This is a genomic window from Desulfofarcimen acetoxidans DSM 771, from assembly GCF_000024205.1.
GTDB classification, from domain to species: domain Bacteria; phylum Bacillota; class Desulfotomaculia; order Desulfotomaculales; family Desulfofarciminaceae; genus Desulfofarcimen; species Desulfofarcimen acetoxidans.
In genome coordinates this window covers 2,432,104-2,456,971 of sequence record NC_013216.1, presented here as the reverse complement: position 1 = coordinate 2,456,971, position 24,868 = coordinate 2,432,104, and the positions used below count along the sequence as shown (strand labels likewise).

Sequence of the window (24,868 nt, the reverse complement as noted above, 5' to 3'; positions counted from 1 at the left end):
ATGGATTTAATTAAGAAAATCAGGGTTGTTCCGGACTACCCGCAAGAAGGCATCAGTTATAAGGATGTAAGTACTTTAATTCGCGATCCGGAGAGTTTTCGCTTTGCCATTCAGGATTTATCCAGGAGGTGCCAGCACGCGGCACCTGATATAATTGCCTGTGCTAAAGCAAGGGGTTTGATGATCGGTGCTCCCTTAGCTTATTTGATGGGAGTGGGTTTGGTTGTTATGCGCAGGCCAGGTAACCTGCCGGGAGAAGTATTTTCTCTGCAGCAGGAATTGGAATTCGGTGACACCAGAGAAGTGATTAAAGATTCTATCGCACCCGGTCAGAGAGTGTTAATTGTGGATGAACTCCTGGCGACAGGCGGCACATCGGTTACAGCAGCCAAGATTATTGAAAAGTTAGGTGGGATAGTTGTTGGTACAGCGTTTTTAATTGAAATAACCGGCCTGGGTGGTAGAGCTAGACTCAAGGATTATGATACAATTTCTCTAATTCAGTACAATTATTAAAATCCGTATATTCTAAAATATTTCTTCTTTTTATGGTGGGATAGCTTTGGATAAACTGATTCAAAAATTAATTAATTACAACCCGAAAGCCGATATAGCATTTCTCCGTAAAGCTTACAATGTTGCCGAAGCTGCTCACCGCAACCAATGGAGAATTTCCGGTGAACCTTATATATTTCATCCCTTGGCAGTAGCTAAAATATTGGCTGATCTGGAGTTAGACATAGAAGCCCTGGCTGGAGCATTGCTCCATGATGTGGTGGAGGATACCGAAATAACTCTGCAAGATATAGAAAAGGATTTTGGTTCAGAAGTTGCCTTGCTTGTTGACGGAGTAACCAAATTGAGCAAGATTGATTTTAAATCGAAGGAAGAGCACCAGGCTGAAAACCTGCGTAAAATGTTTTTAGCTATGGCCAAAGATATCAGAGTTATTTTAATTAAGCTCGCAGATCGCCTGCACAATTTACGCACACTTGGAGCTCAGCCCGAAGCTAAGCAAAAGGAAATTGCTTTAGAAACCCTGGAGATATTTGCTCCTCTGGCACATCGCTTAGGAATTTACCATTTAAAATGGGAGATAGAGGATCTGGCTTTTCGTTTTTTGCAACCATCAAAATATTATGAACTGGCGGACAAGGTTGCAAAAACACGAAATAAACGAGAAGAAGACATAAATGAAATTATTGAGGTACTAAAAAAGAAGTTCATAGATGTTGGTATTAAAGCCGATATTCAGGGCAGACCAAAACACCTCTACAGTATTTACGAAAAAATGCAGAGACAGAAGAAAGATTTTGCGCAGATTCTTGATATTATGGCTGTTCGGGTTACTGTAGATACCGTGAAGGATTGTTACGGCACCCTGGGTATTGTGCATACCCTTTGGAAGCCCATACCCGGCAGGTTTAAGGATTACATAGCCATGCCCAAATCGAACATGTACCAGTCCCTGCACACTACTGTGATAGGTCCTCATGGTGATCCTTTTGAGATTCAAATGCGCACATGGGAAATGCACCGGACGGCTGAGTACGGTATTGCTGCGCACTGGTGTTATAAAGAAGGCGGGCATGCTCAGAAAGGCTTTGACGGTAAACTAATCTGGCTGCGCCAGCTTTTAGAGTGGCAGCACGACATGCGTGATGCCAAAGAATTTATTGAAGGTTTAAAAATAGATATATTTGCTGAATCAGTTTTTGTCTTCAGTCCCAAAGGTGATATTATTGAACTGCCGGCAGAAGCGGTACCGATTGATTTTGCTTTTCGCATTCATACAGATGTGGGCAACCGGTGTATGGGGGCTAAGGTCAATGGTCGCATTGTTCCCCTGGACTATAAGCTTAAAAATGGTGATATTGTTGAGGTCTTGACATCCAATCATGCTCGTCCCAGCAGGGATTGGCTTAAGATTGTCAAAACCTCACAGGCTAAAAACCGTATTCGTCAGTATTTTCGCAAAATCCAGAGAGATGTCTCTGTCATTAAAGGAAAAGATGCTATAGAACGGGAAGCCAAAAAACTGGGTCTAGAGTTGGAGTTGCTGAAAAGCGACAAAATTATTGAGGCAGCCCGTAAATATTCACTTATTAATTTGGAAGATGTTTATGCCGCAATCGGTGACGGGACTATTACGGCCAGATCTATTGTAGCCCGTATTAAGGGTGAGATCGACCGGATTAATAAAGAAAACGCTTATACGGATATGATGAATTCCGGTGGTTCCGGCGTATCAGTGGTGGGTGGCAGGGAGAAATACGGAAAGTGGCAAAAACCCACCGATGGCATAAAGGTAAAAGGGATGGCTAATTTGCTGACAAAATTAGCCCAGTGCTGCAATCCGGTTCCCGGTGATCCGATAATCGGCTATATTACAAGGGGCAGAGGAATATCAGTGCACAGGACTGATTGTCGAAACATTACTATTTATAGAAAAGGCGAACAGGAGCGTTTGGTAGATGTGGCCTGGGATGAAAAGTACAAGGCTCCTTTTCAGGTAAAGCTGGAGGTTACGGCTCTGGACAGGGCCGGCTTATTAAGTGATATTATGGCCATCTTGACTGATATGAAAATTAGTGCTGACTGGGTTAACGCCAGGGGCAACAAAGACAGGCTGGCTACTGTAGGGCTTTTGATAACCATTAAAGATTTGGTTCAACTGGACTCAATTATTAATAAAATAAAATCTGTAAAAGATGTGACAGAGGTAAGCCGTACGGGTCTTAAATAAAAACTACAGTCTGGCGGAGCGGGTGAAAAAATGAGGGCGGTAGTCCAGAGAGTAAGCAGTTCATCAGTATCAGTGCAGGGTGAGTTAGTGGGTGAAATAGGAAGAGGCTTATTAATTCTGTTAGGTGTGGGAAATAATGATACCGTAGACGATGCGGTCTATCTGGCAGCTAAGATTAGCGGGCTGCGTGTATTTGAGGATGAGCAGAATAAGATGAATTTATCTGTCCTGGATATTAGAGGCGGCCTGCTGGTAGTTTCACAGTTTACACTTTTCGGTGATTGTAGAAAAGGCCGCCGGCCAAGCTATTCAGAAGCCGCCAGGCCCGAAGATGCGGTTAAGCTTTACTGCGAGTTTCTTGAAGAGCTCCAGTCTCTGGGATTAGCCGTAGCTACGGGGGTGTTCCAGGCTCACATGCAGGTAGAAATAGTTAATGATGGGCCTGTAACGCTGTTGCTGGACAGCAAAAAAGGTTTTTGATTTTATTATGTGCATATGGAGGGGTAGCATGATTTTGGAGAGATTTCCTGTAGGAATGATGGGCGCTAATTGTTATATTATCGGCTGCGAAGAAACCAAAGAAGCCTGCGTGATAGATCCGGGAGATGAAGATAAGAAAATATTAAGCAAACTTGTAAAACATGGCCTGACCTGCCGGTATATTGTTTTAACCCATGGTCATGTGGATCATATAGGAGCGCTGGAACAGGTGCAAAAAGCTACCGGGGCTAGGGTTCTGATTCATAGGGATGATGCGGATATGCTGACCAATCCGGCCAAGAATCTATCCTCTTTTATGGGCTTGCAAATGCAATTTGAGCCGGCTGACGTTAAGTTGGGAGACAAGGATGTTATAGAAGTGGGTAAGCTTAAATTGGAGGTAATTCATACCCCGGGGCATACGCCTGGAGGGATATGTCTTAAGACAGGTGACTGCCTGATTACCGGAGATACATTGTTTGCCGGTTCTGTAGGACGATCGGATTTTCCCGGCGGCAGTCATAGCCAGCTGATAGCTTCTATTAAGAATAAACTGCTTAATTTCCCCGACAATACCAGGGTATTTTCCGGACACGGCCCGGAGACTTCCATTGGAACTGAAAAGCGTACTAACCCCTTCCTGTAATTAAGAAGGGGTTTTTTTCTGTGCGGCATGACAGTGTCCACAGGAACAACCGCTTTCATGTTTTTCCTGTCCTGTTTTCAAAGTCTCCAAACCGTCAATTACCTGTTCTCTTATACCCTGCAAATATATACCCCTGAGTTTAGCCTGTTCTTCTTTTTCAACAGCATCCAGCCCGACACTTCTTTGTTTCCGGGAAAGCTCATTAATCCGTTCAATTAATTCTTTTGTCATCATTTCCATATCACCTCAATGATATTATACCACCTTCATGTCTGCTAATAAAGCCGGGAGAAGTGCTCTGAAAACTTATGCCGCTGCCCTGTGTTTCAGAGCCGTAAAACAAATGCACTAAAATTTAAAAAAGTCTTGCGCGGCAACGGTCATTGGTTTATAATTAAGATAATGGCAACTGGAAGTTGTTGTTTATAGTTTCCGAATTATTTCTAATAGATAACGAAGATATGACCATGAAGGTTTTTCCTGTAGAAACAGGAAGACATTTATGGTTTTTTTATTTTGTTAAAATTGTTAAAAGCTTTACTTGGCAAAAGCTTTTAACTTCCTTACAGGCCATACGGTATTATCAGACATTCTATCGTGTGGTTATAAATTCCTCCTTTCATCAGACAAAAGGGAAATGGGCATTCCCTCTTGTCTTTTTTCTTTTTTTGAGAATAAAAAAGGATTTTTTCGACTAAAAGTTGAACATGATAGGAAAAGAATGAAGGTGCCGGGAAACATAGCACATGTTGACAAGTACCTTAGTTTTGGAGGTGTGGTTTTGTTGAAATGTTTTAGATTACTGTCCATGGCTGTATTATTTTCTTTGCTTTTGGTTGGCTGCAGCCAGCAGCAAAAAGTGGACAAAGAAGAGCATGTGAAAATTAAGCTGGGCATTCTGCCGATTGTAGACTCTCTCCCTTTAATTGTTGCCGGTGAAAAAGGTTATTTCAAACAAGCAGGGGTTGATGTGGAATTGGTTTCCTTTCCCAGTGCGGTGGAAAGAGACAGTGCATTGCAGGCCAAAGCCATAGACGGTTCTCTGGGGGATCTCCTGGCTGCCGCTTCTTTATATAATGGGGGGTTTCCGGTCCAGGTGGTTAGTCTTTCACTGGGTGAAACAGGAAAAGAAGGCAGATTTGCCATTTTATCAGCGCCGAAAAGCGGGATCAGCAATGTTAACCAGTTAAAAGGCGTCGAGGTGTCAGTTTCCAAAAACTCTATTATTGAGTATGTGACAGACAGTTTGCTGCTGGAAAAAGGTTTTCAGCCGGAAGAGATTAAAAAGAGCATTATTCCTAAAATACCTGTACGCTATCAGGCATTAATGGAAGGACAGATTAAAGCTGCCTGTTTGCCCGATCCGATGGCGGCATTGGCCCAGAGCAAAGGCGCTAAACTAATTATTGATGACACCGAAACTAATTTATCTCAGACTGTCATATTTTTTAACCGGGAAACACTTCAGAATAACGGTGCTGCCGTAAAAAAATTCCTTGCCGGTTATGCTTTGGCGGCCCAAGAAATAAATAATAATCCGGAATCTTACCGTGCTATGTTAGTAGATAAGGCTAAAGTGCCTAAAGAGGCTCTCGGTGTATATGCCATGGAGCACTTCCCGGCACCGCAGCTGCCGGAGAAGAAAGATGTCGAGCAGGTATTGCAGTGGATGCTGCAGAAGAAGCTTTTAAAAGAAAAAATCACTTATCAAAACCTGGTTACAGGAGATTATTTGCCGGAGAAATAGTATGAGTATGAAAAGCAAATTAAGAAATGCCTGCAGCGAAACCGGAATACCGGAAGACAGTATGATTAGAACCAGAGATCTCTCTGTTGTTTTTAATCCGGAAGGAACCCGGCTTACAGCTCTGCAAGAAATCAATCTTTCCGTAGCTTATGGTGAAAGCTGTGCTGTTATCGGTCCGTCCGGCTGTGGCAAAAGTACCCTGCTTTATATTTTGGCAGGACTCTATTCGCCTACAGAGGGTGCAGCTTATATAGACGGAAAGCCGGCAGTCCCAAAACGAAAGAATACCTCTTTGATTTTACAGGACTACGGCTTGCTGCCATGGCAGACAGCCTGGCAGAATACCGTATTGGGGCTTAAATTAAGGGGTGTTGCCGTCTCTGAACAGAAAATGATAGCTGAGCAAATTTTACAGGATCTGGGTCTTTGGACTTACCGTTCTCATTATCCCGCGCAGTTGAGCGGGGGGCAAAGGCAGCGAGTGGCTATTGCCAGGGCATTGACTTTAAAGCCCGACTTGCTGTTAATGGATGAACCTTTTTCTTCACTGGACGCGCTTACCAGGGAATCTTTGCAAGAAACTTTGTTGGCTATCTGGCGAAAGGATAAAGTGACTTCCGTACTGGTAACACATAATATTGAGGAAGCCGTGTATTTAGGGCAAAAAATTGTAATATTTTCTCCCCGTCCCGGGAGAATTTTGCATTGTCTGGATAACCCGCAAATCGGGGACCCGAATTATCGCAGTAAGCCGGCTTTTTATTCTCTATGCTCCCTTGTCCGCAAACTTTTGGAGGAGGGTATGACTGTTGATTAAATATAAGGGTGGCTTTGCTTGTTTCTGGGCAGTGCTGGTTTTAATATTATTTTGGCAGTTGGCGGCTTCAGGACTGAAAGAACCTTATCTGCCCGCGCCTTATTTAGCATTTCAGGCATTTGCGCTGGCTATTACCAAAGAACTTGCCAGGCACTTTTTGATAAGCTCTTACCGGGTAGTTTTATCTCTTATAATATCGTTGCTGCTTGCTGTTCCGCTGGGGCTTGTATTAGGGCGTAAAGCCCTTTGGGATAAGTTTTTATCGCCTTTAATTTTTGTGGTTTATCCAATTCCTAAAATCGTTTTTTTGCCTATTTTTATGTCTTTTTTTGGTCTGGGCAACCTGTCAAAAATATTATTAATCACACTGGTCGTATTCTTTCAAATCCTGGTAACTACCAGAGACGCAGCCAGGTCAGTGGACAACCGCCTGATTGATTCCGTTACTTCACTTGGAGCAGGTAAGCTTGATATTTATCTGCACGTTATTTTTCCGGCCTGTTTGCCGGATATCCTAACTTCTTTGCGCATAGGACTGGGGACAGCCATTGCCGTTTTATTTATTTCGGAAAGTATTGCCAGCAGTGAGGGAATCGGTTATTATCTGATGGACGCCTGGTCACGTGTGGCTTATGATGAAATGTTTTCAGGCGTTATAGCTATGGGTATACTGGGTTTAATTCTTTATTTTATTTTAGAAAGATTGGAGAAATTATTCTGCCCCTGGAGATTTATTTAATATGAGAAAAGTTAAACTGCAAATAAATATTGACAAGGCAGGATTTTTTTCTTAAAATACGGGAGTCGGTTTTATGTATCAGGAGGAGGATTTATATGCTGACCACACGTCCCAGGGGTACTAATGATATTTTGCCGGGTGAAGTGGAAAAGTGGCAATACATAGAAAGTGTTATTAAACAGTTATGTCATGAATACGGTTTTGCAGAATTGCGTACACCTGTTTTTGAACATACAGATCTTTTTATTCGCGGAGTTGGAGAAACTACTGATATAGTGGAAAAAGAAATGTACACATTTACTGATCGCGGGGAAAGAAGTATTACCCTGCGTCCTGAGGGAACCGCTTCAGCCGTCCGGGCTTATTTGGAAAACAAGCTGTATGCCGGTGTACAGCCGGTTAAGCTTTATTATACCGGACCGATGTTTCGATATGACCGGCCCCAGGCTGGCCGTTTTCGCCAGTTTCATCAGTTCGGGGTGGAAGTATTCGGTTCAGACGAACCTGCCGTGGATGCTGAAGTAATTGCTATGGCCATGGATTTTTATACCCGGCTTGGCTTAAAAGATCTGGAACTGCGCATCAACAGTGTTGGCTGCCCCGACTGCCGGCCGGTATTAAGAGAGAAACTGCAAGCATTTTTTAAACCAAAGCTAAATGAACTATGTGCCAACTGCCAGGGCCGCTACAACCGCAACCCCCTGCGCATTCTGGACTGCAAAAACACTGGCTGCCGGCTGCTCGGAGCAGGGGCACCGGTTACCTTAGACTGTTTATGTGAAAATTGTGCCAAACACTTTTCTCTGGTAAAAAAATACCTGAGTTTATTGGATATATCTTTTACTGTTGATTCATCACTGGTAAGGGGTCTGGACTATTATACACATACGGCTTTTGAGGTTATGGCCCGTGATATAGGCGCACAGAGTTCTATAGGCGGAGGCGGGCGCTATAACGGTCTGATCGAAGAGTGCGGCGGCGCACCCGCACCCGGCATTGGTTATGCGGTAGGGCTGGAAAGAGTTTTGCTGATTGCTGAAAAACAAGGGATAGTTTTCCCCGCCGCACTGGGTCCGGAAGTTTTTGTTGCAGCTGCCGGAGCCGGTACTGAAGAGACAGCTTTTAAGGTGTTATTCAATCTGCGCCGGACCGGGCTGTCTGCTGATAAAGATTATTTAGGCCGTAGTTTAAAGGCACAGATGAAGCATGCCGGAAAGCTGGCTGCCCGTTTTACCGTAATTATAGGTGAGTCTGAACTAGCCGAAGGCTTGTTGCTGGTAAAAGACATGTTGGCAGGCAAACAGGAAAAAGTACCTGTGCAGGCAGTTGCTGAGTATATTAAAAATTCATTATAAAGAGATTTGCTGAGGGAGGAAATAATCATGTCGGAAGAAAAAACAGAATCAAAACCTGGTTCTGTTGCAGCGGAAAACATTAATGGCTTAAAGCGGACTAATTACTGTGAAGACCTGAACAAACAGATGGTGGGCCAGGCCGTAGTGCTAATGGGTTGGGTTAGTAAACGCAGGGATCACGGGGGATTGATTTTCGTGGATCTGCGTGACAGAAGCGGTTTAGTGCAGCTTGTTTTCAGTCCTGATTTAGCTGTTGATGCTTTTCATAAAGCGGAGGCTATTCGCAATGAATATGTGCTGGCTATAGCCGGTACAATCCGTCCCAGGCCAGAGGGAACGGAAAACTACAACCTGGTTACCGGTGAGATAGAAGTTATTTGCCATGAATTGAGAATTTTAAATACTGCCAAAACACCGCCCTTTTACGTGGAGGACGGTATAGATGTAGATGAAAACCTAAGATTGCGTTATCGTTATCTTGACCTGCGCCGCCCGGAAATGCAAAGGAGCATTTATTTAAGACATAAAACCAGTAAGGTTGCCAGGGATTTTCTGGACGAAAACGGTTTTTGGGAAATTGAGACTCCTATGCTGACAAAAAGCACACCGGAAGGGGCGCGTGATTATTTAGTGCCAAGCCGTATAAATCCCGGCAAATTCTATGCATTGCCTCAATCACCGCAAATATTTAAACAGATTCTTATGGTTGCCGGTATGGAGAGGTATTTCCAGATCGTGCGTTGTTTCAGAGATGAGGATTTGAGAGCGGACCGTCAGCCGGAGTTTACGCAAATCGATTTGGAAATGTCTTTTGTCGATGTAGAAGATGTTTTATTGCTTATGGAAAAACTGGTATCCCGGCTGTATCTGGAGACAGCAGGTCTGGATTTGATTTCTCCTTTTCCACGACTTACCTACCAGGAGGCTATTGACCGCTTTGGTTCAGATAAACCTGATACCCGCTTTGGACTGGAACTTTGTGATTTATCCGATATAGCTTTAGGATGTGGTTTTAAAGTTTTTTCTGCGGCGGTTAAAAACGGCGGACAAGTTAAAGGTATTAACGCTAAAGGTTGCGGCAGTCTTAGCCGCAAGGAAATAGATGATTTGACAAAATTTGCAGCAATTTACAGAGCCAAAGGATTGGCTTACATTATTGTCAGCGATGAAGGTGTCAAATCCGTTATTGCTAAATTTTTCACTGAAGAAGAATTGAATACTATTGTCAGTCGCATGCGGGGCGAACCGGGAGATTTATTGTTATTTGTGGCCGATACCTCTGAAACGGTAGCAGGCGCGCTGGGAGCGCTTCGCTTGCATTTAGCTGAAATGCTAAATATTATTCCTGAGAATTTGAATAATTTTCTCTGGGTTACTGATTTTCCACTTTTGGCCTATGATCCGGAAGAAAAACGCTATGCAGCCATGCACCACCCCTTTACTGCTCCCAGGGATGAAGACATTGCACTAATGGAAACTGAGCCAGGCAAGGTAAGGGCAAAGGCCTATGACCTGGTATTAAACGGAGTTGAGGTTGGCGGAGGCAGTATTCGTATTCACCGTAGAGATGTTCAGGAAAAAATGTTTGCGGCTATCGGCTTATCAGCAGAAGTGGCCAGGGAAAAGTTTGGTTATATGCTGGAAGCTTTTGAGTTTGGAACACCCCCGCACGGTGGCTTTGCTTTTGGCTTTGATCGCCTGATTATGATTTTAGCAGGTAAAAAATCCATCAGAGATGTGATTGCTTTCCCCAAAACTCAGAGTGCCACTTGTTTAATGACACAGGCACCGTCTGAGGTTGAGGATAAGCAGCTAAAAGAATTGCACATAAAAATTGATTTAAAGAGGGCATAAACTAAAGCTGCTTGCAAAAATGGCTTAATTGTGTTAACATAATTCTAACGCTAATTTAATAATATACACCCTACAGTGTGCGTGACCTTCCTTGAAGTTTTGAGCCAATACCATTACATTGGGAACCTGGTCTCTGTCTATGGCTTGATTACTCTTTTATAGAGGAACATAAAATAGACAGGAGGGTACCCACCTGCGAGAGCGGAGTTCAAACTTTAGGGATTACGGCATATGTGGGGTTTTTATATGCTATGGTAAATTATGCTTATTATGGATCTGTGGATAAATTATTGTTTAATAAATTGCACTTTTGATTTTATTTCCAGGATAGCACGAGTGCCTATGGCTGATCGAAAGTCGCTTAAAGCGACTTTCTTGTGCAGTTGCGCTTCTCCAAGGGAGGCTTTATTTTTTGTATAGATTTTCACGCACAGAGCTGCTTATTGGCCCGGAAGGAATAAAAAAATTATCTGCAAGCCGTATTGCGGTTTTTGGTCTTGGGGGCGTTGGTTCCTTTGCTGTTGAAGCACTGGCGCGTGCCGGTATAGGTTCGTTTTTTCTGGTTGATCATGATCTGGTTGATATTACCAATATTAACCGTCAAATACATGCTTTTAACGACACAATTGGTGAGGCTAAAACATTTTTAATGGAGCAAAGGATTAAGAGGATAAACCCCGAAGCCCTGGTAACTGTGGCTAAAGAGTTTTATTCACCTGATCGGGGAGATAAGTTTTTCACTGAAGCTTTTGATTACATCATTGATGCTATTGATTATATACCAGGAAAGCTGGATTTGATTATTCGTTGCTTACATAGTTCTACCCCGCTAATCTCGGCGATGGGAGCGGCTAATAAACTGGATGCGACAAAATTTAAAGTTGCGGATATTAGCGAAACTTCGGTTTGTCCATTAGCACGCATTATTCGACGGGAATTGAGAAAAGCAGGGTTTAATAAAGGGATTAAGGTCGTCTATTCAACCGAGCTGCCGGTTAGCATACAAAACTCCGCTGATAACAATTTCGATAATAAATTAACATTTAAAACTCGTCAGGTAGTAGGCAGTATATCTTACGTACCACCAGTTATGGGACTATTAATGGCCGGAGCTGTGGTTGGAGATTTATTAAACGACAAAATATAATGTCACATATTTCAGATTATTTCTACAAATTGACAATTATTATGTCTAGTCATATAATTATATTGGCTGTAGCAAGAATACCTATTTCTTTTTGCAAAAGGAAAGGAGCGAGTCTTTTGGCCGTTAACGCATTAAGCATTTCTACAGATGATGAATTTGAGCAGCTAATTAATAACAGCCAGGTTCCTGTCATAGTTTACTTTTGGGCTGAGTGGTGTTTACCCTGTAAGATTATTTCTCCTGTTATCGACACTCTTGTGGACGAATTTGCCGGAAAAATATTAATTGCAAAATTGGATTCAGATAATTGCAAGGAAATAGTAAAGCACCATAAAGTTTATAGTATCCCTACTGTTATGATTCTTAAAAACGGTATAGAAACAGAACGTTTAATCGGGTCTAGACATAGGGACGAGTTGCAAAGAGCTATTCTCCGAAATATTAAATAGTATATCGAAAAGACACGTCGCCGACGTGTTTTTTAATTTTACTGTTATTATTTTTGCCGTAACTGAGAATAATATCAGCAATAAACTAACTAATACGGAGGAAGGTAGATGCTGCAAATAACTTTACCTGAATACTTTGTACAAGTGAATAACCGTTTGCCGGAAGAGGCCGGGCGTGTCCTAAATGCTCTAACTGAACACGGTGGCATGAATAAAGAGGAACTTTCCTTGACATCAAAGGTTAAAAGAGCAGTATTAGACCATGTAATTATGCAGTTATATGCTCTAGGATTAATAAATGTTAATACTGAGGGAAAAAGTAAAATATGCAGTCTAACGGGATTAGGCATGGATTTTTTAACTATTGAAGCTAATAATGATATTGAAGGGCTGGGTTAATCACCAGCCTTTTATTTTTTATAAACGCTGAGTAAATAATTTGTTTTATACTTCGGGAAGTTGCTTAAAGCGACTTTTTTGTCTTTTGAATTATAAAATTCGAGTCTTATTTTATTAATTCTGAGTACCTTAGTAGGCTTTTTAATTGACAAGTTTCACAGTGTATGCTAAGATAATGCCATATGAATCCCTAGTAGTTTACTATGGATTAATGTTTAGCAAGGGGTGTGGGTCAATGCGAATGTCAACAAAAGGACACTATGGTCTTAAAGCCATGTTCTTTCTTGCTCTGCATTACGGGCCCGATCCCATACCTTTAAAAAACGTGGCCGAGCGACAAGGTCTGTCTGAAAACTACCTGGAACAACTTATAGCTACTCTGCGTAAATCAGGTTTGGTAAAAAGTGTACGTGGAGCGCAAGGTGGGTATATACTGGCCCGTGATCCGTCCGAGATAAAGGTAGGCGACATCATAAGGGTATTGGAAGGACCAATAGCGCCGCTGGAATGTGTGAGTGAAGGAGTGCCCAGTGTATGTGATCAGTTTGACTTCTGCATAACCAGGACAGTTTGGGAAAAGGTGCGGGACAGTATTGCTGATGTGCTTGATTCGATAAGCCTGGCAGATATGTGCCAGGACGCGGAAAAAGCTCGTAAGGAATAAATATTTTATATGAGAAACAAGGGGGAACCTTAAAAGTGCGCAGAGTCTATTTTGACCACAGTGCAACAACTCCAATTGATACTGCCGTAGTAGATGCTATGACACCTTACCTGACAGAATACTTTGGCAACCCGTCCAGTTTTCACTCATACGGACGGGAAGTGCGTAAAGCTGTTGAAGCAGCCAGAGAAAAAGTGGCTCTGGCTATCGGTGCGGATCCGAAAGAAATAACTTTCACCAGTGGCGGTACTGAATCAGATAATATGGCTATCCACGGGGTAGCTTATATGAACAAGAATAAAGGCAATCATATTATTACTTCTGCCGTTGAGCATCATGCTGTATTAAATACTGTTAAGGCGCTGGGCAAAGAGGGTTTTGATATAACCATTTTACCGGTAGATAAATATGGTATGGTTAACCCTGATGATGTGGCTGCAGCTATAACAGATAAAACCATATTAATCACAATAATGCATGCAAATAACGAGATCGGCACTATTCAACCGGTAAAGGAAATAGCTGCGATAGCAAAAGCAAGAGGCGTGTATGTGCATACAGACGCAGTGCAAAGTTTTGGTAAAATACCGTTGAATGTAGACGATTTAGGAGTAAACCTGCTAACTCTGTCCGCTCATAAATTTTACGGGCCAAAGGGTGTTGGTGTTCTATATATACGCAAAGGAACCAGGTGGAAGCAAACACTCATGCACGGTGGGTCTCAAGAGCGCTTGCGCCGTACCGGAACGGAGAATGTTCCCGGTATTATCGGTCTGGCCAAGGCGGCAGAAATTGTATCAGCCAATCTGCAAAAAGAGCAGGATTACCTCACCAAATTGAGGGACAAATTAATCAAAGGCGTGATGGACAACATTGATAAGGTAATATTAACCGGACACCCAACACAGCGTCTTTGCAACCTTGCCAGTTTTTGTTTCGAATATATTGAGGGTGAATCACAGCTTCTCAGCCTGGATATGAAAGGTATAGCTGCTTCCAGCGGTTCAGCATGCACATCTGGCTCCCTGGAACCTTCACACGTATTGATGGCTTTGGGATTAACCCATGAGATAGCTCACGGATCGTTAAGACTTTCCTTGGGCAAAGATAATACAGAAGAAGATGTAGATTATTTCTTAGAGGTTTTACCGGCGGTAGTTCAGAGGCTGCGGATGATGTCACCTCTGGCTGAAGATGTTCCGGAGATGGAAGAGTTTATGGAGGGGGTACGCTGCGGTGTATAGTGAAAAGGTTATGGATCATTTTGAGAACCCGCGTAATGTTGGAGAGATTGAAAATGCTAATGGGATTGGACAGGTAGGAAACCCTTCTTGCGGTGACATTATGAAGATTTACCTGGTTGTTGAAGACAACATAATTAAGGACATTAAATTCAAAACCTTTGGCTGCGGTGCTGCAGTAGCTACCAGCAGCATGGTTACTGAACTGGCTAAAGGAAAAACACTTGAGGAAGCTTTAGAACTTTCAAATGCTGCAGTTGCACAAGCATTGGACGGGCTGCCGCCGAAAAAAATGCACTGTTCCAATTTAGCAGCCGACGCACTGCATGCTGCTATAAAGGATTATCAGGAAAAACATAAATCAGCGTAAGGTGATGTCGTGAAGGGAAAAAAAGTTGTTGTTGCTATGAGCGGCGGCGTAGACAGTTCTGTCACCGCCGCCCTTTTATTGGAGGAAGGTTATGAAATAACCGGAGTGACCATGCAAATCTGGGATCCTGAGCAAAAAGACGCCACCGGGGAGGAGGGCTGCTGCTCTCTTTCGGCTGTTGACGATGCCCGCAGGGTAGCCAATATATTAAACATACCCTATTATGTTTTAAATTTTCGCAAGCAATTTGAAAAATCAGTTATAGATTATTTTTTAGCTGAATACCTTGAGGGGCGTACGCCAAACCCTTGTATTGCCTGTAACCGTTATGTAAAATTTACAGCCCTGCTGCAGAAGGCCATATCTATAGGTGCCGATTTTATAGCTACAGGACATTATGCTCGTCTGGGCTATTCCAAGGAGTATAACCGGTATATCATTAAAAAATCAGCAGATATTAAAAAGGATCAAACCTATGTGTTATATAATTTGACACAAAACCAAATAGCTCATACTCTCATGCCGTTGGGCGTTTATACTAAAGAACAGGTACGGGAAATGGCGTTAAAATACTGTTTGCCTGTTGCCGCCAAACCGGAAAGCCAGGAAATATGTTTTGTTCCTGATAATGACTACCGGAGTTTTATCCAAAAGAAAACAGATGCTGAGATTAAGCCGGGATTGTTTCTGGATATACAGGGAAAAGTAATTGGGGAGCACAGGGGAATACCTTATTATACTTATGGACAGAGAAGAGGACTTGGTATTGCCGCCGGTGAACGCATGTATGTAGTGGATATTGATCCGGCCAGAAACACTGTTACCCTGGGCTATGAAGAGGATATTTTTACACGGGAATTAATATCCGGGCAAAATAATTTTATAGCTATTGATAAACTCATTGCTCCTATGGAAGTAGAAGCCAAAATAAGGTATAATTCCAAGCCATACAAGGCAGTGATTTTTTCTGAAGGAGAAGACCGGGTCAAAGTAGTTTTTGATGAGCCACAGCGTTCGGTTACCCCGGGACAAGCAGTTGTTTTTTATAGCGGTGATACCGTAATAGGCGGGGGCACCATTTTGAAAAAGGAAAATTAATATAAAATATAAGCATAATTCCCCAGGGTATAAAAAGTACATAGTCCTTAAAACCTGCTCTTTTCCGGCAGGTTTTATATATAATCACCGTCTGTGCGTAATTGTCTTAGATAATGCTTGCCTTGCCGTGATATTCTGTAATAGGTATGATTCATGTGTTTTGTCCAATCCTTAGCTCTGTGATAATTTTCCAACATGGTGCCTTGTACTTTTTCCAGCAACCCCTTTTCTAAGAGTCTCTCCAGACGTTCTCTTGCTTCCACCACATCAATACCTATATTTATGCCCAAACGCCATGCGTATTCAGCACCTGCATAATCTAAGAAGGTTAATATTTGCATATCTTTTTCGTCTTCAATCTCCTCATCCAGCATGCCTTTTTGCATCAACCAGTTATAGAGCTTCACTGCTCTCTCATTACACCTGTCTGCAGTTTGCTTCAATAGCCTTTGAAAATCGATATCTGTTTTAAAATCCTCAAACAGGCTCATTTCATTTAAATCCCTGAGATCCCCTGCATAACTCTTAAGATCGTTAATGACTTCACAGATCTGTTCCAGCTCATGTAATTTAATGGCTAATTCCTTGGTTTTTAGCGGATCAGTATTGATGTCATTTTGAGATAAAAGTGTATGAATATTATTCCTCTCGTCAATAATAGCCTTGAGTTTTAACCATATCTCATCATCAGAAATGTATTTTGCATTAAATACAGACATAGGCTCACCTCACTTTCAATTCAAATATAATTCAATATGACCATCAAATTAACCTGCATTAAAAAATTCCATATTGGTTATACTGACTATATATTATGTACATAAGGGGAGAAAAAAAGTGAATTGCCCTGTATGTGGCGGAAAAGCTACCGGAAAAGTAGGCGCTGATCAATTTTACTGTTGGGACTGTTGTGTGGAATACCGGATCAATAAAGAAGGTGTTCAAGTATTTGAAGTGGATGAAGACGGGAGTCTTGTAGCCTTTGACCCACATAACCAGTTCCTCCTTTAGAACTAGCGGGGAGGTGATAACCAGATGCGCACAAACTTTTGGAGAGGATTAATTACCGGGAGTATCTTAGGTGCACTGCTCAGTATGATGACAGGGTCGAATAAACGGTTTCAAAATCTTAGCTTTGGCAGTAAACGTAAGAATACTTCCAGAACAAGGCGTATGTTAAAAGGTGTAACCAGGACTGTTAATGACCTGATTAAATAATTTCATAAGATAAATTCCTGAAATGGATAAGTGAGGATTATTTTCCTCACTTTTTACTTTATATTAATAAGTTGTAGAGGGCAGGCAAGAACAAATAGCTATATACATAAATCAACAAAATTAGTCAATACCTCCTTGACAATTAAGCTGTTATTTTTGTATAATATTGCGGAAAATAAACATGCGAACTAAAGATACAATGCCTTTCCGTCCCTAAAACGGGGGGAAGGTTTTTTATTTTATAGACAATTTTACACGCAGGAGGTTTTCTATGTGACCGGAAATGAAATAAGAGACAGTTTTCTAAATTTTTTTGCAAAGCGTGGACATTATATAATACCCAGCGCATCTTTAATACCGGCAAATGATCCGAGCATATTGTGGACAGCTGCAGGAATGGTTCCTTTTAAACCATTCTTTACCGGAGCAGCCACACCGGAGCATACAAGAGTTACCACCTGTCAAAAATGCTTGCGCACACCGGATATTGATGTCGTAGGAAAAACCGCCCGTCATCATACTTTCTTTGAGATGCTTGGCAATTTTTCTTTTGGAGATTACTTTAAAACTGAAGCTATAAATTGGGCCTGGGAATTTGTAACTGTTAACCTTGGCTTGCCCAAAGAAAAACTTTGGATATCGATCTATGAAAATGATGATGAAGCTTTTGAAATTTGGCATAAACAAGTAGCTATACCGGCTGATAAAATCATCAGACTTGGCAAGGATACAAATTTTTGGGAAATAGGTGTCGGTCCTTGCGGGCCCTGTTCAGAAATATACATTGATTTAGGCGAGCACCGCGGCTGCGGCTCCGCTGATTGTGGAGTAGGTTGCGACTGTGACCGCTATTTGGAAATCTGGAATCTTGTTTTTATTCAATTTTTCCGTGATGAGGAAGGCAATTATACACCTTTAGAAAACAAAGGTATTGATACCGGTATGGGTTTGGAACGGGTTGCTTCCGTGCTGCAGGATGTTAGAACCAACTTTGATACTGATTTGTTGCGTGAAATCATGGATTATACTGCTGAGCAATTAAAAGTTATTTATGGTAAAGATGATAAAACTGATTTAGCCTTAAAAGTTATTGCAGATCACAGCCGTGCCGTGACTTTTGCTATAGGAGACGGTGCATTGCCTTCTAATGAGGGCCGAGGATATGTTATCCGGCGACTGATTCGCAGGGCTGTTCGTTTCGGGCGTTCACTGGGCGTGGATGAGCTTTTCTTACATAAAGTAGCAGGAGCAGTTATTCACCAGATGTCCGGTACATATACCGACTTAGGAAGTAATCAGGGACATATTAAAAAAGTCATCCTGAATGAAGAAAAGCGTTTCAGTGAAACTCTGGCGAACGGAACGGAAATATTAAATAAACTCATAGAAGAAGCCATACGAGCAGGAAATGCTGTTATTTCCGGGCTGGATGCCTTTCAACTTTATGATACTTATGGTTTTCCTCTGGAACTTACTCAGGAAATTGCCGGGGAACAAGGGCTTTTAATAGATGAAGACAGTTTTGTTCAGGCTATGGAAAGCCAGCGCAGTCGGGCGCGCAGCGCCAGGCAGGAAACAGAATATATTTCGGAAACCGGTGTGCTTTATAAAAATATTCGGGATGAGCGGGGCACAACCAACTTTATTGGTTATAACGCTTTGCAGGCGGAAGCAAAAGTGCTGGCTCTGGTTAAAGACGGTCAAAACGTGCAGTCCGCTCAAGCCGGGGATGAGATAGAAATTGTTCTCGATATTACCCCTTGCTACGCTGAAGCAGGCGGACAGGTAACAGATTTTGCTGTATTATCCGGTCAAGACCTGAATGTTATGATCTCCCAAGTTATTAAACCTGTAGAAAATTTGATAGTACATAAAGGAAAAGTTGAAAGCGGATTGCTGCAAGTAAACGATACGGTTAAAATTGAAGTAGCAGGTGAACGACGCTTAAGTATTGCACGCAATCACTCGGCAACCCACTTGCTGCATAAAGCTCTTAAGGAAGTTTTAGGAGAACATGTTAACCAGGCAGGTTCACTGGTTGAACCTGACCGTTTGCGTTTTGACTTTACGCACTACGCTGCTGTCAGCAATGAGGAACTCAATAAAATAGAAAAAATCGTTAATCGTACTATCCTGTCCAACCTGCCTGTCACAGTATCAGAGTCATCTTTATCCAAAGCACGTGAAATGGGTGCAGCGGCTTTATTTGGGGAAAAGTACGGTGACCTGGTACGGGTAGTTAAGATGGGTGAATTTAGCCTGGAATTATGCGGTGGTACACATATACATTCTACTGCTGAAATCGGGTTGTTTAAATTAATTTCTGAAAGCAGCATCGGTTCCGGTTTGCGCAGGGTTGAAGCTGTTACCGGAGAAGGTGCTCTGCACTATATTGAGACAAAAGAACAGCAACTGCTTATGTTAGCACATTTAGTAAAGTCATCTCCCAACGAACTTGTTCGCAGAGTAGAAAGCATAATTAAATCAGTAAAAGAACTGGAGCATGAATCAGAAGCGCTTAAGGCCAAGCTGGCCAGATTTGAAGTGGAAAATCTGCTGAGCCAGGTCAAAATGATTAAGAATATTAAGGTACTGGCTGCTAAAGCCAGCGCCGCAGATATGGACAGCCTGCGCGCCATGGTTGACTTGCTGAGGGATAAAATACAATCAGGAATTGTTTTTCTGTCTGCCGCAAATAACGGCAAAGCCAATCTGGTTGCTGCCGTAACTAAAGATTTAACATCCATTGGTCTGCACGCAGGAAAATTAATCAAAGAAGTAGCTCCGGTAGTTGGGGGAGGAGGCGGCGGCAGGCCGGATATGGCTCAAGCCGGAGGGAAAGATGCCTCACGTATTCCTGAAGCCATTGAGAAAGTTTATACGGTTGTAGCAGAGCAAATTGTAAAATAAGCTTTTAGGATGAATATTGTTTGGAAAAGCGGATAATTTATAATAACGCAAAAGGGGAGGGTTTTCACTATGAGCGGCAACAATTTAGATAAAACAATGATGTTTAAGGTAGAAGCCGAGGAAGAGGTTAACCGCGCCCGTGATATATTGCTTACTGTATACGCGGCTCTCAAAGAAAAGGGATATAATCCTATAAATCAACTGGTGGGTTATCTCCTATCTGGTGATCCTGCTTACATCACCAGTCACGGTAATGCCAGGTCTATTATCCGGCAGTTGGAAAGAGATGAACTTTTAGAGGAACTAGTTGAGAAGTATCTCGAAGCCAAATAACTTATTGCCGGTGGAGGATTATTGTGAGTTTACCAATGCGTGTTCTCGGAAATACCGGGATTGAGGTATCCAGGATCTGCTTCGGTGCGCTAACCATAGGTCCGCTGCAGGCTAATCTGAGCATTAAAGAAGGTGCACGCGTCCTTCAAAGGGCATTGTCAGCAGGTATAAACTTTATTGATACTGCTAAAATTTACGGCACCTATCCTTATATTCGGGAAGCAATAAAAGATCATAAAAACGATGTAATACTAGTGTCAAAGTCCTATGATTATACCTATGACGGGATGCAAGAGAGTATTCGGGAAGCATTGCAGGAGCTGGGAAGAGATTATATAGACATATTCATGCTGCATGAGCAGGAATCAGCACTTACTTTAAAAGGACATGCAGAGGCCATAGAGTATCTTACCCATGCTAAAAAGGCAGGTTTAATAAGGGCCGCCGGTATATCCACACACCATATAGCAGCTGTTTTGGCTGCGGCAGATATGCCTGAAATAGAGGTAATTCATCCTATAATAAATATAAGTGGTCTGGGCATCCAGGATGGGACAGCAGTTGAAATGCTGCAGGCTATTAAAACAGCTTATAATAAAGGAAAAGGCCTTTATGGGATGAAATCCCTTGGTGGGGGAAATTTGTTAAGCCAAACAGATAAAGCACTAAACTTTGTTTTGGCTATTGACGAATTGTCTTCTGTAGCTATAGGCATGAGATCGGATGCCGAAGTTTCTTATAATGTATCTTTTTTTGCCGGAAGCCCGATAGCACCGGAGATTGCTGATCAACTAAATAAGATATCCCGCCGGTTACATATAGAAGATTGGTGTAAAAATTGCGGGGAGTGTGTTCAGCGCTGTCAGGCCGGCGCCCTGTCAATAGGTATTGACAGGGTACAGGTTAACCAGGATAAGTGCAGGCTTTGCGGTTATTGTGCTTCTGTATGCCCGGAATTTTGCATTAAAGTTATTTAAAGGAGGCATGCTTAATTTGCGAATCATGTGTCTGGATTTAGGAGAGAAGACAATAGGTATCGCATTAAGTGATCCTTTCGGCTGGACTGCACAGGGCTTAGAAATAATCAACAGAAAAGGTCAACCAAAACAAGAACTTAACCGGCTTAGGGAAATAATAAAACAATACGAAGTTGAGAAAGTAGTGGTTGGGCTGCCAAAAAACATGAACGGAACGACAGGACCACAGGCAGAGAAAGCACTGGATTTCATTGAGTATTTAAAAAGAAAACTGGGTTTGGTTGTTGAAGCCTGGGATGAACGATTATCGACAGTTGCTGCTGAGAGAATACTGCTTTCGGCGGATATCAGCAGGGGAAAACGCAAAAAAGTAATTGACAAAATGGCTGCTGCTGTTATTTTGCAGGGTTATTTAGATGCTCATAGCTGTATATAATTTTTTGAGACCATTTCTTGACATGAAGTTATAAATAGGTTAAAATAATATTAATTTGCCAAAAGAGGTGAAAAAGTTGACCGAAGATAAAAGGGATAAAGAGTTAGAAGAAGAGTATGATGAAGAATATGTTGAGGGAAATGTTATAACTTTAGTGGATGACGAAGGCAAGGAACATGATTTTATAGAAGTTGCTGATATCGAAATAGAAGGTAACGAATATAAAATATTGCTTCCTGCAGAAGAAGATTCAGATGAAGCAATTATTTTTAAATGCGGAAAAGATGAAGATGGCAATGATGTTTTAATGGATATTGAAGATGACGAGGAATGGGAAAAAGTTGCCGATGCCTGGTCAGAAATGGCTGAGCAGGAAGAATAAAAAGTTGAGGAACCGAAACCTGGGTTAATAAATTCCCGGTTTTGGTTTTTTTATATTCCAAACGGGCACAAGTGCCTGTTAACAGAATGTTTCCGGCAGTAGTTTTAAAATATTTATGAAGGTCTAAAAAACGGGTTTTTTAAATATATATTACAATAATATGCCATCTATTAAAAGGTGGGATGATATTGTCTAAAATATCGGTTAAAATTTTTGGCTTTGTTCTTATAATGTTTTTAATCTTATTTTATATTTTATTTCCGGATTTATTTTATCCGGCTTTTATTTCCCAAAAGGTTGTACAGGGTGTAACTATCAGGGGTATTGACTTATCGGAACTGAGTTTGCAGGAAGGGTTGAATAAATTACAGAGCCTGGAAGAAAAAATACGTGAAACCAAAATTTTTCTTAAATATGAATACCAAACTTACCGTCTTTCTATTGATAACTCAGGAGTGCGTCTTGATAAACAAGCTATAATGAACCAGGCGCTATCTGCCGGGCACAGCGGGTCATTATTCAGACGTTGGAGCGAACAATATCATATAGAAAAATATGGCTTGGAGATACCGGTTAAAATCAATATTGACAAACATTTTTTAGAAGCCAGTTTAGCCAGAATTACTTCTGATATTACAATTCATCCCCGTAATGCTGCCATTCATATAAATGAGCGCAATGAGATTGAGATTATTCCTTCTGCGGCAGGCTTAAAAGCGGATCCGGCTCAGGCCTGTATAAAATTGATTGGAGCACTAGAAGCAGACCGCTCAGAAGAAATAATCGATCTTAAAATGGTGAGTGTGGCACCTGAACACACTACTGACGAGATCAGGGCAATGGGTATCAACACTCTTTTGAGTGCCTATAAAACTGAATTTGAATCTGATAATTTATCCAGATCCTATAATATTACTGTTGCTGCTGCTGCTTTGGACGGTCTTTTGGTACCACCGGGCAAAACTATCTCTTTTAATGAAATCGTGGGCCCTCGCAGCACCGAAGCAGGTTATAAAGATGCCGGAGTTATAGTAAACAACGAGTTGGTGCAGGGGACCGGCGGTGGTGTATGCCAAGTATCCACTACCCTGTACAACAGCGTATTGCTGGCCGGCCTGGAAATCGTTGAAAGAACCAACCATTCGCTACCGGTTAGTTATGTTCCCATCGGACGTGATGCCACAGTGGTTTATAACTCAGTAGATTTTAAGTTTCGCAATAATACAAATAAACATGTCTATATTAAAACAATAACCGGGAACAGCAGTTTAACAGTCAAAATTTTCGGTAGCAACAAGTCTAAAAGAGATGTCGAACTGCGAACCTGGATTACTGATACTATTGAACCTCAAACTGTATATAAAATTGACACTGCCCTGCTGGAGGGGCAAGAATCAGTAAAACAAGAAGGCAGCAAGGGCTATTATGCAGAAGGTATTAGAGTTATTTATAATAATGGTCTGATGGAAGCAACCAAGCCTCTGCCTCAAAGCAAATATAAGCCTGTAAATAAAGTTATTTCAGTTGGCTCTCTCAAAAAAGATAAGTAAAAAACACCGGTTATTCACCGGTGTTTTTTACTTTAGGAAATTATGCTTATGATGGCTCTGTGGATAAGTCACTGTATAATGAAGTACAAATTTATATTGCACAAACAATGTTAGTACTGCATAATTTACGATAAGCATTAGTGCTGTGGCTGCAAGAAAGTCACTTGAAGCGACTTTCGAGCAAACTTATAAAATTTATCTAAATATCTTGTCGTAAAATGTTATAATATACTTACTGAACTTAAGGTGTGATTAGAATAGATGAAGTCATTTATGAAGCTGCGTTTTAAATTTTTTCACATAGCAGTTGCGGTTTTGGCCTGCATAGTGTTAATTCTTTGCTTAGCTATGTTCTGGGTAAATTACTTATTTGAACCGCCCAAAACACTGGTCAATGGGCAAGCCGTTATTGATGTGCCGAATCAGGCGAACGCGGACACAATTGCTAAAATACTTTATGAAAAGGACCTTATAAAAAGCCGGCGGGTTTTTAGTTTCTATGTGCGCTATACCGGAGCAGACAGTAAATTGAAAGCCGGAGAGTATAGGCTTGATTCAGGTCAAACTTTACCGCAAATTGTTGATAAAATGATTAAGGGTTCATCCATGGGCTATAATGTTACTATTCCTGAGGGCTTTAATCTTAAACAAATAACAGACTTATTGGTTTCTAAAAAGCTGGTTGACAGAGAGAATTTTTATAAAGGAATTCAAGAAGGTGATTTTGACTATTCCTTTTTAAAAGGTGTTAAAACCGGAGATAACAGATTGGAAGGTTACTTGTTTCCTGATACTTATTTTTTTGATAAAAACCGTGACGGTAAGGAGATAATCAATATCATGCTGAGCCGGTTTAATGAGGTTATGGGCCAATTGCAATATGAGCAAAAGGCTCGTCAACTCGGTTTGACACTGAACCAGGCTGTAACAATAGCTTCCCTTATTGAGAGAGAAGCAAAATATGATAAAGAGAGAACAGTTATAGCGGGTGTAATTTTTAACCGCCTGCGCATGGGAATGCCTTTGCAAATAGATGCCACAGTACAGTATGCACTGGGTACAAACAGGATAAAACTATATAATAAAGATTTGGAAATAAATTCACCGTATAATACATACCGTATTAACGGTTTACCACCTGGTCCCATAGCATCGCCGGGAAAGGCCTCGTTGCTGGCAGTTGTTAATCCTGATAAATCTAATTACCTGTATTATTTGGCCAAGCCTGATGGGACTCATGTTTTTGCAGTGTCTCTGGAAGAGCACAATAAAAACAAAGCTATATATATAAAATAAACGGAGGCATTCTC

At 41.6% G+C, this 24,868-nt stretch carries 27 protein-coding genes and 1 other RNA gene; 26 read left to right on the top strand and 2 right to left on the bottom strand.

The window, feature by feature from the left end:
• From DTOX_RS11210 to DTOX_RS11195, 4 genes are read left to right on the top strand one after another with little or no spacing between them, the layout of a single operon-like run.
• Window positions 1–516, top strand: coding sequence for an adenine phosphoribosyltransferase (locus DTOX_RS11210; protein WP_015757803.1), 516 nt, complete (start codon window positions 1–3; stop codon window positions 514–516).
• Between the two features lie 40 nt (window positions 517–556).
• The gene (locus DTOX_RS11205; RefSeq protein ID WP_042315730.1) at window positions 557–2,746 is read left to right on the top strand and encodes a RelA/SpoT family protein; all 2,190 of its coding nucleotides are present in this window, start codon (window positions 557–559) and stop codon (window positions 2,744–2,746) included.
• A gap of 30 nt (window positions 2,747–2,776) precedes the next feature.
• Window positions 2,777–3,226 (top strand): D-aminoacyl-tRNA deacylase, encoded by a 450-nt coding sequence (gene dtd / locus DTOX_RS11200; protein WP_015757801.1) that lies wholly within the window; start codon window positions 2,777–2,779, stop codon window positions 3,224–3,226.
• A 28-nt stretch (window positions 3,227–3,254) separates the two neighbouring features.
• On the top strand, window positions 3,255–3,872 hold the full coding sequence (locus tag DTOX_RS11195) for an MBL fold metallo-hydrolase (protein ID WP_015757800.1): 618 nt from the start codon (window positions 3,255–3,257) through the stop codon (window positions 3,870–3,872).
• Here the strand turns inward: DTOX_RS11195 and DTOX_RS11190 are convergent, their stop codons facing one another.
• Window positions 3,873–4,106, bottom strand: a complete 234-nt coding sequence (locus tag DTOX_RS11190) for a DUF896 domain-containing protein (RefSeq protein WP_015757799.1) — start codon at window positions 4,104–4,106, stop codon at window positions 3,873–3,875. It lies immediately after the preceding gene.
• Window positions 4,107–4,653: 547 nt separating this feature from the next.
• On the opposite strand from DTOX_RS11190, the gene DTOX_RS11180 reads away from it, so the two are divergent.
• From DTOX_RS11180 to mnmA, 13 genes are all read left to right on the top strand, one after another.
• Window positions 4,654–5,619, top strand: coding sequence for an ABC transporter substrate-binding protein (locus tag DTOX_RS11180; RefSeq protein ID WP_042315728.1), 966 nt, complete (start codon window positions 4,654–4,656; stop codon window positions 5,617–5,619).
• Window position 5,620: 1 nt separating this feature from the next.
• The gene (locus DTOX_RS11175) at window positions 5,621–6,436 is read left to right on the top strand and encodes an ABC transporter ATP-binding protein (protein WP_015757797.1); all 816 of its coding nucleotides are present in this window, start codon (window positions 5,621–5,623) and stop codon (window positions 6,434–6,436) included.
• On the top strand, window positions 6,429–7,175 hold the full coding sequence (locus DTOX_RS11170; RefSeq protein ID WP_015757796.1) for an ABC transporter permease: 747 nt from the start codon (window positions 6,429–6,431) through the stop codon (window positions 7,173–7,175). The genes DTOX_RS11175 and DTOX_RS11170 overlap by 8 nt, the downstream gene beginning before the upstream one ends.
• A gap of 95 nt (window positions 7,176–7,270) precedes the next feature.
• On the top strand, window positions 7,271–8,530 hold the full coding sequence (gene hisS / locus DTOX_RS11165; protein ID WP_015757795.1) for a histidine--tRNA ligase: 1,260 nt from the start codon (window positions 7,271–7,273) through the stop codon (window positions 8,528–8,530).
• 27 nt (window positions 8,531–8,557) lie between these two features.
• Complete coding sequence (gene aspS, locus DTOX_RS11160; RefSeq protein WP_015757794.1) at window positions 8,558–10,384, top strand: aspartate--tRNA ligase; 1,827 nt, start codon at window positions 8,558–8,560, stop codon at window positions 10,382–10,384.
• 64 nt (window positions 10,385–10,448) lie between these two features.
• Window positions 10,449–10,628, top strand: a non-coding RNA gene (ssrS, locus tag DTOX_RS22230) — 6S RNA.
• Window positions 10,629–10,796: 168 nt separating this feature from the next.
• A complete protein-coding gene (locus tag DTOX_RS11155) occupies window positions 10,797–11,531 on the top strand; it encodes a tRNA threonylcarbamoyladenosine dehydratase (RefSeq protein ID WP_015757793.1) in 735 nt (244 codons plus the stop codon).
• A 116-nt stretch (window positions 11,532–11,647) separates the two neighbouring features.
• On the top strand, window positions 11,648–11,980 hold the full coding sequence (trxA, locus tag DTOX_RS11150; protein WP_042317141.1) for a thioredoxin: 333 nt from the start codon (window positions 11,648–11,650) through the stop codon (window positions 11,978–11,980).
• Between the two features lie 108 nt (window positions 11,981–12,088).
• Window positions 12,089–12,379: a transcriptional regulator gene (locus DTOX_RS11145; protein ID WP_015757791.1), complete on the top strand. Its 291-nt coding sequence runs from the start codon at window positions 12,089–12,091 to the stop codon at window positions 12,377–12,379.
• A 235-nt stretch (window positions 12,380–12,614) separates the two neighbouring features.
• Window positions 12,615–13,043, top strand: coding sequence for an RrF2 family transcriptional regulator (locus DTOX_RS11140; RefSeq protein ID WP_015757790.1), 429 nt, complete (start codon window positions 12,615–12,617; stop codon window positions 13,041–13,043).
• Between the two features lie 35 nt (window positions 13,044–13,078).
• The gene (gene nifS / locus DTOX_RS11135) at window positions 13,079–14,287 is read left to right on the top strand and encodes a cysteine desulfurase NifS (protein WP_015757789.1); all 1,209 of its coding nucleotides are present in this window, start codon (window positions 13,079–13,081) and stop codon (window positions 14,285–14,287) included.
• The gene (gene nifU / locus DTOX_RS11130; protein WP_015757788.1) at window positions 14,280–14,654 is read left to right on the top strand and encodes a Fe-S cluster assembly scaffold protein NifU; all 375 of its coding nucleotides are present in this window, start codon (window positions 14,280–14,282) and stop codon (window positions 14,652–14,654) included. The genes nifS and nifU overlap by 8 nt, the downstream gene beginning before the upstream one ends.
• A 9-nt stretch (window positions 14,655–14,663) precedes the next feature.
• The gene (gene mnmA / locus DTOX_RS11125; protein ID WP_015757787.1) at window positions 14,664–15,752 is read left to right on the top strand and encodes a tRNA 2-thiouridine(34) synthase MnmA; all 1,089 of its coding nucleotides are present in this window, start codon (window positions 14,664–14,666) and stop codon (window positions 15,750–15,752) included.
• Window positions 15,753–15,826: 74 nt separating this feature from the next.
• Here mnmA and DTOX_RS21515 read toward each other — a convergent pair whose 3' ends face one another.
• The gene (locus DTOX_RS21515) at window positions 15,827–16,471 is read right to left on the bottom strand and encodes a DUF2250 domain-containing protein (protein ID WP_015757786.1); all 645 of its coding nucleotides are present in this window, start codon (window positions 16,469–16,471) and stop codon (window positions 15,827–15,829) included.
• Window positions 16,472–16,589: 118 nt separating this feature from the next.
• On the opposite strand from DTOX_RS21515, the gene DTOX_RS23650 reads away from it, so the two are divergent.
• The 9 genes from DTOX_RS23650 to mltG all read left to right on the top strand — a co-directional run bounded on the left by DTOX_RS23650 (window position 16,590) and on the right by mltG (window position 24,854).
• A complete protein-coding gene (locus tag DTOX_RS23650; RefSeq protein ID WP_015757785.1) occupies window positions 16,590–16,763 on the top strand; it encodes a hypothetical protein in 174 nt (57 codons plus the stop codon).
• A gap of 24 nt (window positions 16,764–16,787) precedes the next feature.
• On the top strand, window positions 16,788–16,970 hold the full coding sequence (locus DTOX_RS11115; RefSeq protein ID WP_015757784.1) for a hypothetical protein: 183 nt from the start codon (window positions 16,788–16,790) through the stop codon (window positions 16,968–16,970).
• A gap of 273 nt (window positions 16,971–17,243) precedes the next feature.
• A complete protein-coding gene (gene alaS / locus DTOX_RS11110; protein ID WP_015757783.1) occupies window positions 17,244–19,880 on the top strand; it encodes an alanine--tRNA ligase in 2,637 nt (878 codons plus the stop codon).
• Between the two features lie 69 nt (window positions 19,881–19,949).
• Window positions 19,950–20,213 carry an IreB family regulatory phosphoprotein gene (locus tag DTOX_RS11105; protein ID WP_015757782.1) on the top strand — a complete coding sequence of 88 codons (264 nt, stop codon included), beginning with the start codon at window positions 19,950–19,952 and terminating at the stop codon, window positions 20,211–20,213.
• 23 nt (window positions 20,214–20,236) lie between these two features.
• On the top strand, window positions 20,237–21,190 hold the full coding sequence (locus DTOX_RS11100; protein WP_015757781.1) for an aldo/keto reductase: 954 nt from the start codon (window positions 20,237–20,239) through the stop codon (window positions 21,188–21,190).
• A gap of 16 nt (window positions 21,191–21,206) precedes the next feature.
• Window positions 21,207–21,626, top strand: coding sequence for a Holliday junction resolvase RuvX (gene ruvX, locus DTOX_RS11095; RefSeq protein ID WP_015757780.1), 420 nt, complete (start codon window positions 21,207–21,209; stop codon window positions 21,624–21,626).
• A gap of 76 nt (window positions 21,627–21,702) precedes the next feature.
• A complete protein-coding gene (locus tag DTOX_RS11090) occupies window positions 21,703–22,008 on the top strand; it encodes a DUF1292 domain-containing protein (RefSeq protein ID WP_015757779.1) in 306 nt (101 codons plus the stop codon).
• Window positions 22,009–22,196: 188 nt separating this feature from the next.
• Window positions 22,197–23,558 carry a VanW family protein gene (locus tag DTOX_RS11085; protein WP_015757778.1) on the top strand — a complete coding sequence of 454 codons (1,362 nt, stop codon included), beginning with the start codon at window positions 22,197–22,199 and terminating at the stop codon, window positions 23,556–23,558.
• 261 nt (window positions 23,559–23,819) lie between these two features.
• On the top strand, window positions 23,820–24,854 hold the full coding sequence (gene mltG / locus DTOX_RS11080; protein WP_015757777.1) for an endolytic transglycosylase MltG: 1,035 nt from the start codon (window positions 23,820–23,822) through the stop codon (window positions 24,852–24,854).
• Window positions 24,855–24,868: the final 14 nt, after the last annotated feature.